This is a genomic window from Petralouisia muris, from assembly GCF_004793545.1.
Classification (GTDB): Bacteria; Bacillota; Clostridia; order Lachnospirales; family Lachnospiraceae; genus Petralouisia; species Petralouisia muris.
The window spans coordinates 82,788-94,516 of record NZ_SRYA01000006.1; the positions used below are offsets into that span (position 1 = coordinate 82,788).

The window sequence follows — 11,729 nt, forward strand, 5'->3', positions numbered from 1 at the left end:
ATGAACAGTTTTCAAATGGCATGGCGTTCCGTCATACGCAAACCTATCAAGAGCATATTGCTGTTTCTTGTAGTATTTATTATCAGTTTATTTTTTCTGTCGGGCATGGCAAGCCGGAATGCAAGCATCGCCACCCAGAATAAAACAAAACAGGCGGTAGGGGCCGGTTTTCTGATGGAAGCAAACGAAGCGAACAAGCACAACCGGGCAGATGAAATTCTTGCAAAAAAGGATGATGGAGAAGAAGGGAATTTTGATGGCGTTAATGTGGAAAAAATAGAAACAGAATATGGGACGTCATGGAGAGTGTGGTATGACAATTCTTTCCAGACGCTTTTAATCAATGATATCGAAAAGATTGCCGCTGTTTTTGGCATTTCCCAGTACAATATTACAACTGCTGTCACAGCGGTAAATCCCGTGAATTTTTCCAGGATTGAAGATGATGATGTAGACCAGAGTTCCGATTTACTTTGTGTCAGTTTAATCGGTAACAAAGACATGGAATTGGATGCAAATGTCCTGTCGGGAAATGTGACCATCAGGGACGGGCGGATGATAACGGAGGAAGATTCTGACGTATGCGTGATTTCAGAAGAACTTGCAGAAAAAAACAATTTATCGGTGGGAGACAGGATACAATTGAATGACCGCCATGACGTGGTGCATGCAGCAGTCTTTGAAGCCGAGATTGTGGGAATTTACATGGTTCAGCAAAAAATGACGCCTGCTATGTCTGGAGATACTTACCGTTCGGAAAACATTATCTTTACAGATTTGGGATTTCCGGAAAAAGCAGAAGGAAGCACATCCGGGGCGTTGTATGAAAAAGCATACTTCAAAGTGGCAGACGTTGATCAATACGATGAAGTAAAAAAAGCAATACAGAAAGTGGAGATTGGATGGGAACGCTATGATCTGATTGACAATAATGGAAACATTGATACGATGTCTCAAAATTTTAATGATTTGGAGAATGTCAGCCTGATCTTAGTTCTCGTAGTTGCAGGAGCCAGTCTGATCATTCTGTTTTTAGTGTTTGTTTTCTGGATGAAAGGGAGGGTGCAGGAAATTGGGATTTTATTAGCCCTTGGCACACCCAAGATAAAAATACTCGGACAGATATTATTGGAAGCATTTATGATAGCTGCTGCCGCCGTAGTCCTTTCTTTTACGGCTGCGCCTGCTGCGTCCAAAATTACAGCGGATTATTTTGTGGAACAGCAGGTGCAGCAGGCAGATGAACAGTCTGTCTTAGAGGAAGGGAAGGTTGCAAAATCTGCAGAGGATTCAGAAGAAACCGTTACAGGCGTTTCCGTTGCAGTTACGCCAGAACTCATGATTTACGATTGGCTCGGGGTGGCAGTGCTGGTTATGGTTTCGGTTGGGGCTGCCGGCATTCTGATTGCCCGCAAAAACCCCAAAGATATATTCAGTGAGATTAATTAGGAGGTGCAAAGATGGTATTAGAGGTTAAAAATGTAAGTTATGCTTATAAATCACAGAAAGAAAAAGAGATTTTAAAAAATGTTTCCATGCAGTTTGAAGAAAAGAAATTTTATACCATTGTGGGCGCCAGCGGGGCAGGCAAAACAACATTTTTGTCCTTGCTTGCAGGGCTGGATATGCCTTTGGAAGGAACAATTTTATATGACGGTGAGGATATACAGGCCAAAGGGCTTAACTATCACAGGAAGCATCATGTGTCATTGGTTTTTCAAAATTATAACCTGATTGACTATTTGACCACAGAGGAAAACGTGCGCCTTGGCGGACCGAAAAAGCCTCAGGATTTATTGGAGAAAGTAAGCATCCCCCAGGAGGATTGGAAAAGAAATGTGCTGCAGTTGTCAGGGGGTCAGCAGCAGCGGGTTGCAATTGCAAGGGCATTGGCCAGCAGTGCAAAGGTGCTGCTGGCGGATGAGCCCACCGGCAATCTTGATGAAAGCACGGCAGAGGAAATTATAGAATTACTGAAACGAACAGCCCATGAGCTTGGAAAGTGTGTCATTGTAGTCACACACAGCAAGTATCTTGCAGCGCAGGCAGATGAGATTATTATGATTAAGGATGGCAGTATAGAATCAGCTGCAGAAGTTTTTCCAGGAAGGGAAGATGTCAGGAATATTTATGGATGAACGCTTACATACTCAAACAATGCCGGAAATTGGGATTTCAATCTGCATGATATAGTCCTCTACCCGGTCTATGACGGTTTCATTGATCCCTTTTTCATAAGAATAGCCAGACAGCGTCAGCCCCTTGCCATGAGCAAATGTAAGGATTTCCTGATACCGCAGGGGGAGTTGATCCCAGCCTCCTTTGTGGAAAGCCCGCAGGTAGTTTCCTTTTGGTTGTATATGCAAGCCGCTTTTCTGGCCAAGCCGTGGAATTTCAATGAAAAGTTTCGTGTAGTCGTCGAAATTTCCCTTATGCAGACTGGCGACGGGGATCATGGAACCGTAGGAGGCGTCATGAAGACGGCCAAGCCGGTATCTGGCTGTTTCGGCGGTGATCAGCTCCACTTCCCTTTCAAATGTAACATCTTTGTCTATATCTACTGTTACCAGGCATTGTTCTTCTTTTTCCACGATACAGATCTCTGATAAGTCCATAGTCAGAAGGGTATCCATGTCCTGCCGGTGGCTGGATAAGGTTTTTCTGACTGCCTGCAGGTGAAGGAGTTGTAAATCCAGTTCTGCGATCTTTTCATCCAGAAGGTATTTCAGGTTTTGGGCGGAACGGTTTTTCATGAAGTCCTGGATCTCTGGAATAGATACGTCCAGCTCTCGGAGCAGGAGGATCGTTTCCAATATGGGGCTCTGGTAGTAATTATAGCAGCGGTATCCGTTTTCCGGATTTATGGCGACTGGTTTAAACAAACCGATCTCATCATACCACATCAAAGTTTTTTTGTTGATACCGTGGAGTGCAGCGAATTGTCCGATGGTAAGTAATTTGTTTTTTTCATCCATATTTTTATCTCCTTGGATTATTTGCAACAAGCCAGGCGTCCTGATTGTTACTCAATATTTCTGCTGAAATAAGATTATTTACGTTTTTCTATTGACCGTACTGTTACTGTATGGTTTATTATACGGTAAGAAGCAGTGAAATGCAACATGCCCTATCGTGCTGTTATGCAGCGACTTTAACAGGAGGAAAATATGGAAAAACAAAACATATATGGAAAGCCCGTAACATTGGGAAATATCTTGAAATTTGCCGTGCCCACCATCGCCATGACGGTGTTTATGTCTTTTTATACAATGGTTGACGGTTTGTTTGTATCGAATCTGATTGGAACAAACGCCCTTTCGGCCATCAACCTGACCATGCCGATCATCCAGCTTGTCACAGCCATTTCCACCATGCTTGCCACAGGAGGAAGCGCGGTCATTATGAAAAAGATGGGGGAAGGAAAGAGTGAGGAGGCGAAAGAGGATTTTACATTTCTGATCCTGGTGAATGTGATAGTGGGGGCGTTCATGTGTGTGACCGGGTATATGGCAACGGACCGTATCTTTGCGGGAATGGATCTCTCGGCGGATGTGGAAGGATATTGTGTGGAATATTTAAGCCGATATCTGCCGTTTACGGTTCCTGTCCTGTTAATGAATAATTTTACCCTGTATATGATAGCTAGTGAGAAAGCGGCCTTATCCCTGGTCTGTTCCGTGGCAGGCGGCATTCTGAATATGGTGCTTGATTACGTTTTGATCGCTGGCTTTGATATGGGGATCAGCGGTGCGGCGGTTGCCACAGGGGCAGGATATTCCGTGACGGCGGTTGTAGGCCTGGCAGTTTTTAGCCGGAGAAAGAACCTTCTCCATTTCCAGAAACCAGTATTCCGCTTTAAGATCCTTGCAAATGCAGCCACAAATGGATGCTCCGAGATGGCGACTGCGCTCGTCACCGGGATCATTACAATGATGTTCAACTGGATGATGCTCCATTATGTCGGGGAGGACGGCGTGGCGGCGGTTACCATCATCATGTACGTGCTGATGTTTGCAAGCTCCCTCTATACGGGGTACTCCTACGGTGTGGCTCCAATGCTGAGCTTCTATCACGGGGAGCAGAATTTCGAGAAGCTGAGAAGGCTGGTTTGGACCAGTGGGAAGGTGATTGCGGCAATTTCTGGGATTACGGTTGGGGCTTCCCTGTGGCTGACGAGGCCGCTGGTTTCCGTCTTTGCCCGTCCGGATAACCCAGTTTATGATCTGGCAGTAACGGGGAACAGGATTTGTACGATTGCCCTGTTCTTTATCGGGTTCAATATTTTTGCCAGCGGGATGTTTACCGCATTATCCAATGGAATTGTGTCGGCTGCCCTTGCGTTTTCCCGGTCGTTTGTGTTTATGCTTGCCGCCATGCTCACGCTTCCTCTGATCCTGGGGGTGAACGGCGTCTGGCTGGCAACGCCTGCGGCAGAACTGATAGCGCTTGCTTTGTCTGCCTTTATGTTCCTGAAATATAGAAAGAGATATGGATACTAAGGGGAAAGTATGTTTGTTGTGACATTTCGCGGATATTTGCCTGTCATGTAGCTTCGATGATATTTATGATCCTTCTGATTGGCATTGTGGCGTTTGAGCTGTGTACAAATCTGCCTGTTAAGCCTTTCGTAGTAAGGATTGAAAACGGACTGGTGGACGGAACTGTCAGGATGGACTCGGCAGAAACAGAAAGGTATTTTTCTTTCCAGAATAATCACTTCGTATATAAGAAAGATAATGGAAGACAATGTTCGGTTCCTTACTTTATGCTCTACTGATAAATCAGTTTTGTCTTTTTTGTGAGAATAACCGCAATAACAAATGTAATCATTTCAGCAACAAGCGGGGCTGCCCAGATCGTTTTGCTTCCAAATATAACTGGGATACAGAATATGGCGGTTGCTTTTATCACGATTCCCCTGCATATGGCAATGATATCTGACTGCGTTGTCCTTTTCGTGGAATAGAGCAGTGAGGTGTAGACCAGATTTAGAGCCATGGGAATAAAGGACAGGCTGAAAAGCCAGTCAAGAAAGATATTGGATACTGCCCCTGTACACATACCTACAAAGGATAAGGCAGGGGAACCGTCATTTCGGATAAATACGGAAAGGCAGCTGCTCATCAGCATGGGAAGTGAAAATGCAGAATAGTAAAAAAGATAGTCTGCCGACAACCTGCGCATTTCCTCCCCCAGCTTACGTGCGCCGCTTAAATCCACAATCTGCTGTGAAAAAACAGTTCCTGAAACTGTCAGGACAACTGCTGTCAAGACAGTCAGAATCAGGGCTGTCATAAAAGCATGATTTGCCCGTCTTTATCGCCACGCCCCATTCTAATTGCGATGACCGTGGCGCCTCCCATGGGGAACATTGCAACAATGGCTACAGCGAATGTAATGAATGGAACGCCAATATTGACAGCGCCTAAAGCGGCTGAACCGACTCCCTGGCCTACGAAAATACCATCCATGACATTATACAGATAAGTGACAAACAGGCTTCCTACAGCCGGAAAGATATGGCTGCATAATTGCTTTACTTTGGGATTCATAACATAAAACCTCCTTTAAATGAAAAAAGTGGGATAAAATCCATTGGATCTTATCCCACTTCAACAATCATATTGATCGCAAGTCCTCTGACAAGCACATAATTATATTTAACATCTTTTCGTGATAAAGTCAATCACTGTTTTATATTTTTTCTGTTCGCTGGGGGTTGAACTGTTACTTCATTCATGCGTTTATTCTGGAACTGTATATTTCTGGTATTGCTTTTTAAGTTGTTATGATATATAATATAATACCATATTGGAAGCAACGTTACTCTTTTGCCACCGGGTAAAGAGATTATGCGTCAGACTTTCTATCGTTAGGTCATAGAAGATAGGAAGTTCTGATGCTTTTATATTTTAAGGAGATGTCTATGGAAGAAAAAACACGAATAAAAGAATTTTTTCAATATGTAACATTAAATATATGCGGCGTGATTGGTTTATCATGTTACATACTTGCTGATACCTTTTTTATTTCAAATGGTTTGGGTGCAAATGGTCTGACGGCGCTTAACTTAGCCATTCCGATATATAGTTTTCTTCATGGAAGCGGTCTGATGTGTGGAATGGGAGGTGCAACAAAGTATTCCATTTACAGAGGACAAAAAGAATACAAAAATGCAAGTAAATCTTTTTCAAATACAATATATATTATGTCTGCACTGGCTGTTATTTTCATGCTGACAGGTATTTTCTTTTCTGGACAACTAACAATATTATTAGGTGCTGACAAAGACGTTTTTGATATGACAAATACATATTTACAGGTTATTTTACTTTTTGCTCCAGCATTTATGGCGAATGACACACTGCTCTGCTTTGTAAGGAATGACGGAAATCCCAAATTAGCTATGCTTGGAATGTTGACTGGAAGTTTCTCAAATATTATTTTAGATTACATATTTATATTCCCTCTTAATATGGGAATATTGGGCGCAGTATTAGCAACAGGGTTAGCGCCCGTGATCAGTTTGAGTGTTTTATCTAAGCATTGGATTACAAAACAAAATCAGTTTCATTTCGTGCGAATACATCCGTCCTTTCGATTGACAGGAAATATTATCTCATTAGGCCTTCCATCTTTCATTACAGAAATGGCTTCCGGAATTGTAATGATAGTCTTTAATATGATTATTCTGCACTTGCAGGGAAATATCGGCGTAGCGGCTTATGGGATAGTTGCAAATCTATCGCTTGTAGTTATTTCAATTTATACCGGAATCGCACAGGGAATGCAGCCAATATTAAGCAGAGTATATGGATATGGAGATAAGGAAGGTCAGAAGCAAATTTTAAAATATGCCCAAATAACAATGTTGGTTATATCATGCGGTATCTATTTGATTTTTTTGCTTGCAGCCAGTCCGATAGTAAGTGTGTTTAACAGTGAACGAAATATACCGTTGCAACAAATTGCTGTAACAGGTTTAAAAATATATTTTACTGCTGTTCCATTTGCTGGTTTTAATATAATCTTATCTGCATATTTTACATCAACAGAAAAAGCCTTGCCTGCACAGATTATTTCGCTGTCAAGAGGATTCTTAATTATAATTCCTATGGCGTTTTTAATGTCATATTTTTTTAAAATGACAGGCGTATGGCTGTCTTTTCCAATAACAGAATGTTTTGTCGCCTTAGCGGGCATTGCATTATATATTCAATTTCGAAAGAGGTAAAAATATTTAGAGAAAGGGTTTGGCTTGATTGTTGTTTTCTTTCTCCTTGCAAAACATACTATGAAATGCTACAATAATAGAAATGGCGGACAGCCAGACATTTGAAAAGGAATTCTAGATACGGGAGGAAAAAATGGGCAATATTATGGATAAGCTGCCAAAGCAGAACAGGACAAGAGAACAGGACCCGGAACGGGAGAGGGAGAAAATCTTAAGCAGAATGCAGCAAGATGATTTTCTGCTGAAGCAGATTGATGAATTCAGAGAAAAGGCCAAACAGCTTCAGAATATTTTAGTAACGAAAGAAAATAAAGCAGACGAACTTCAGGGAGTGGTGGAAGAACGGGAAGAGCAGGCCAGAAAGCTTCAGAATGAGCTGGAAATCCAGCAGCAGGAAGCGGATCTGCTGGTGAAAAGCGTACAGAAGCAGATTGATACTATAATTTCCAGATTTGACGATCAAATCAAAACCATGGATACCCTTATCCATCAAGAGATTCAGACATTGGATGAAAGGATTTCTGCAAGAACTGATGAAATGAGCAGCAATTCCAGGCAGGAACTGGCAGTAATTGAGCAAGCCGTAAAGGGAATGGCAGAGACTGTGCAGCAGAATATGCAGGAGGTCTCGGGGCTGGCTGACCAGAAGATTCAGGATATGTCAGAGATTGTGGATCGTACTCTGCAGGATGTTTCAGGAACCGTGGATCACCGGATTCAGGACATGTCAGAGAATATGGAACGTACCCTGCAGGATGTTTCGGGAACTGTGGAACACCGAATTCAAGATATCTCAGAGATTGTGGAACAGAATATGCAGGAGGTTTCTGAAACGGCAGATCGGACGCTGCAGAATATTTCAGAGACTGTAGATCAGAAGATTGAAGACATTTCCGGCGCAGTGGATTTCAGACTGCAGAATGTGTCGGAAACGGTGGATCAGAAGATAGGGGAAGTATCCCAGACAGTTGACAGCAGAATGGAAGAAATGTCAACATCTGTGGGAAAGAATATGAAGAATGTTTCTGATCTGGTAGGCCAGAAAATGCATGATATGCATACTGTGGTTGATCTGAGGATGCAGAACGTTTCAGAAGCTGTGGATCAGAAGCTGCAGAATTTTCCTGATATTGTAGAGAAGAAAACAGAAGAACAGACCGATACGTTAAAAGCGTTGCTTACAGAACTTACAGACAAATTAGATGATACAAAGAAAGAAGTTTCAAAAACTGCAGAGATTTCCAGAAGTGAAACCGGAGGGAAACTAGATGCTGTAAAGGCTGAAGCGGAAACGATTGCCGGTAAACTGGAAACGCTTCATACTGAAACGGAGAAGATTGCGGTAAAACTGGATGAAGTGGCTGAACTGACCCAAAACGGAATTGCCGATAAATTGGATGCGTTAAAAGCGGAAATTAATGAGAAAGTCCATAATGAAAATGTAAAATGTTACCGAAATATACAGACATTAATTGAAGAAATCAAGCGGGACATTGAGACCGTAGAAATGGGCAGCCGCAGCATGAATGTGATGAAGGGAAGTTTCCGGACAGTAATTGTACTGACAGCCATAAATCTCGTGGGAATTGCAGCCATTGCAGGTCGTTTGCTGGGAGTGTTTTAAGGAGTAAAACGGTCAGAATTTGGAATATTTAATAAAATTAAAGAGGGAATTGAATGGAAAAAGAAAAAAGTGTATGGGTCATTGGGCATAAGAATCCCGACACAGACTCCATCTGTGCAGCCATTGCTTATGCAGAATTGAAAAATAAAGCTGGGAAAGGCAGATATGAAGCCAGGCGGGCCGGGCAGATTAACGAAGAGAGCAAGTATGTACTGGAGCATTTTGGGATTCCGTCTCCGGCTTACGTGTCAGACGTGGGAGCCCAGGTAAAGGATATTGAGATCCGCAAAACCACAGGAATCAGCAGCAATCTTTCGCTGAAAACAGCATGGGAGACGATGAAGGCTCAGAATGTGGTTACCCTTCCGATTACCAGCGGGACGGGATTGTTAGAGGGGCTGATTATCACAGGGGATATAGCTACATCCTATATGGATGTGTATGACAACCGGATTCTGGCAAAGGCCAGAACTCAGTATAAAAATATTGCAGAAACCTTAGAAGGAGAAGTGCTGACCGGGAACGCCCATGGATATTTTATCAAGGGCAAGGTGGTGGCGGCCACAGAAAGCCCGGAACTGATGGAAGAATATATTGAAGACGATGATATGGTGATTTTGGGCAACCGGTATGAGGTTCAGCTCTGCGCCATTGAGATGAATGCAAGCTGCATTATTGTCTGTTCGGATGCGAAAGTATCCAGAACCATCCAGAAGCTGGCGGAGGACAGAGGGTGCGTAATTATTACCACCCCATACGATACTTATACGGTGGCAAGGCTGATTAATCAGAGTATGCCGGTAAAATATTTTATGCGGCGGGAAAACCTTGTTACCTTTGAGACGGAAGAATATGTGGACGACGTAAGGGAGATTATGTCCAAGGAACGGCACCGGGATTTTCCGGTTCTGGATGAAGAAGGAAAATATGTGGGAATGATTTCCCGCAGAAATTTGCTGAATATGAAGCGGAAGCAGATTATTCTGGTGGATCATAATGAGAAAACTCAGGCGGTGGATGGTATAGACGGAGCAGAGATTCTGGAAATCATCGATCATCACAGGCTGGGAAGCCTTGAGACGATTTCTCCGGTATTTTTCCGGAATCAGCCTTTGGGATGCACTTCCACCATTATTTATCAGATGTATCAGGAACAGGGAGTAGAGATTCCCAAAAATATTGCAGGGCTTTTATGTTCCGCAATTATTTCTGATACCCTGATGTTCCGTTCTCCCACCTGCACTCAGGTGGATAAACAGGCGGCGGAAGCTTTGGCGGAGCTGGCAGGGCTTGTGATTGAAGAGCATGCGAAAAAGATGTTTCAGGCAGGCAGCAATTTCGGTGCTAAGTCTGCAGAAGAAATTTTATTTCAGGATTTTAAAACCTTCTCCGCAGAGGAAGTGGAATTCGGCGTAGGCCAGTTGAGCGCTATGAGCGAAGAAGAGCTGCAGGTTGTAAAGAAGAAGTTGATTCCTTATATTGAACAGGTGCGCAGTGAACGAAGCCTGGATATGGTTTATGTGATGCTCACCAATATTCTGGAGGAAAGCTCAGAATTAATTTTTGTGGGTGAGTCCGCCAAAGAAGCTGCAGAGCGGGCATTTCACGGTCATGGGCTGGATCGGGGTGACAGTCTCTGGTTAGAGGGAGTAGTCTCCAGGAAGAAACAGTTAATTCCTGCATTGATGCTGGCTCTTCAGGAGAAATAAAATGCCCAGAAACAGGAAGAAAACAGGGAATCAGCCCAAAAGCAGAAGTGATAGAAATAATAAAAAAAGCGCAATACATAAAAATACGAATCATGGTTATCGAAACCGGGCAGAATCAGAAGGTTCCGAGCAGAAAGATTCGGGACAAAACTATGCAAAACAGGAGTGGAAACCCGGGAATATGGTCTATCCCGTGCCGGCAGTATTGGTGACTGTATCAGACAGAACTGGAAATGACAATATTTTTACAGTGGCATGGACGGGAACCATTTGCACAAATCCTCCTATGGTGTACATTTCGGTGAGACCGGAGCGGTATTCCTATCATATGATAAAAGAAACGGGAGAGTTTGTGATTAATCTGACTACCAGAGAGCTTGCGTTTGCCACAGATTACTGTGGGGTAAAGTCAGGCAGAGAGATCGATAAGTTTCAGGAACTGCATTTGACGAGGCAGAAGCCGTCTAAGGTTTTAGCGCCCCTGATTGGGGAATGTCCGGTGAATATTGAATGTAAAGTGACAGAATGCCGGGAACTGGGTTCGCACCATATGTTTCTGGCGGAAGTAAAGGCTGTCCACATATCGGAATCCTATATGGATGCAAAAGGCGCATTTCATTTGGAAAAGGCCAAACCTATTGTATATTCTCACGGAGAATATTTCGGCTTGTCTCAGGCACTTGGAACTTTTGGATACAGTATCAGGAAAAAATAGAAAGGGAGTGTTATTTTGGAACATTCATCATTATTATTTGAAAATATGAAATTCTGTTCAATATGCCGGGGTGCTCTTCCATTGGATTATGAAGATGAGTTATGCCCTGCGTGCAAAGAAAATCAATTGTTTTCTCAGGTGAAAGATTATATTCGTTCCAAAGACGTAACAGAATATCAGGTGGCAGAGCATTTTGATATTCCCCGCAGACTGGTGAAAAGATGGATCACAGAAGGCAGGATTGAGTATAAGGAAGATGAGGAGCGTCTGGATACCTTGCATTGTTCCAGTTGCGGGGCGCCGATTACTTTTGGGCATCTGTGCCAGAAATGCTACCGCGAACAGAATAATCTGGAGCGTGCAGGATTTGCGGCTGTGCAGGAGGGTTCAGATAACAGAATGCGCTTTTTGGAGAAAGACGATTCCTCGAAATAGTGTGGCAGACAT

The 11,729-nt window shown here is 43.2% G+C and carries 10 protein-coding genes and 1 pseudogene; 9 read left to right on the plus strand and 2 right to left on the minus strand.

Features of this window, described 5'->3' with window-relative positions; all coding sequences use genetic code 11:
* A complete protein-coding gene (locus E5329_RS04240) occupies positions 1-1,449 on the plus strand; it encodes an ABC transporter permease (protein WP_135988357.1) in 1,449 nt (482 codons plus the stop codon).
* Between the two features lie 11 nt (positions 1,450-1,460).
* Positions 1,461-2,138, plus strand: a complete 678-nt coding sequence (locus tag E5329_RS04245; RefSeq protein WP_135988358.1) for an ABC transporter ATP-binding protein — start codon at positions 1,461-1,463, stop codon at positions 2,136-2,138.
* Between the two features lie 12 nt (positions 2,139-2,150).
* On the opposite strand, the gene E5329_RS04250 is transcribed toward E5329_RS04245, so the two are convergent.
* Positions 2,151-2,975, minus strand: a complete 825-nt coding sequence (locus E5329_RS04250; RefSeq protein ID WP_135988359.1) for a MerR family transcriptional regulator — start codon at positions 2,973-2,975, stop codon at positions 2,151-2,153.
* A 192-nt stretch (positions 2,976-3,167) separates the two neighbouring features.
* Between E5329_RS04250 and E5329_RS04255 the strand changes: the two genes are divergently transcribed.
* Together E5329_RS04255 and E5329_RS04260 are read left to right on the plus strand one after the other, a co-directional pair.
* Entirely contained in the window at positions 3,168-4,499 is a 1,332-nt protein-coding gene (locus tag E5329_RS04255; RefSeq protein WP_135988360.1) for an MATE family efflux transporter, read from the plus strand.
* Positions 4,500-4,555: 56 nt separating this feature from the next.
* Positions 4,556-4,777 carry a hypothetical protein gene (locus tag E5329_RS04260; RefSeq protein ID WP_135988361.1) on the plus strand — a complete coding sequence of 74 codons (222 nt, stop codon included), beginning with the start codon at positions 4,556-4,558 and terminating at the stop codon, positions 4,775-4,777.
* On the opposite strand, the pseudogene E5329_RS04265 reads toward E5329_RS04260, so the two are convergent.
* Positions 4,771-5,552: pseudogene (locus E5329_RS04265) on the minus strand (MATE family efflux transporter). The gene E5329_RS04260 and the pseudogene E5329_RS04265 sit on opposite strands and share 7 nt — an antisense overlap.
* 374 nt (positions 5,553-5,926) lie before the next feature.
* Here E5329_RS04265 and E5329_RS04270 point away from each other — a divergent pair.
* The 5 genes from E5329_RS04270 (at position 5,927) to E5329_RS04290 (ending at position 11,717) form a co-directional block, all read left to right on the plus strand.
* The gene (locus E5329_RS04270; RefSeq protein ID WP_135988362.1) at positions 5,927-7,234 is read left to right on the plus strand and encodes an MATE family efflux transporter; all 1,308 of its coding nucleotides are present in this window, start codon (positions 5,927-5,929) and stop codon (positions 7,232-7,234) included.
* Between the two features lie 133 nt (positions 7,235-7,367).
* A complete protein-coding gene (locus E5329_RS04275; protein WP_135988363.1) occupies positions 7,368-8,858 on the plus strand; it encodes a hypothetical protein in 1,491 nt (496 codons plus the stop codon).
* Between the two features lie 53 nt (positions 8,859-8,911).
* Positions 8,912-10,567, plus strand: coding sequence for a putative manganese-dependent inorganic diphosphatase (locus E5329_RS04280; protein ID WP_135988364.1), 1,656 nt, complete (start codon positions 8,912-8,914; stop codon positions 10,565-10,567).
* A 181-nt stretch (positions 10,568-10,748) separates the two neighbouring features.
* Positions 10,749-11,282: a flavin reductase family protein gene (locus tag E5329_RS04285; protein WP_135988393.1), complete on the plus strand. Its 534-nt coding sequence runs from the start codon at positions 10,749-10,751 to the stop codon at positions 11,280-11,282.
* 81 nt (positions 11,283-11,363) lie between these two features.
* A complete protein-coding gene (locus E5329_RS04290; RefSeq protein ID WP_275442984.1) occupies positions 11,364-11,717 on the plus strand; it encodes a hypothetical protein in 354 nt (117 codons plus the stop codon).
* Positions 11,718-11,729: the final 12 nt, after the last annotated feature.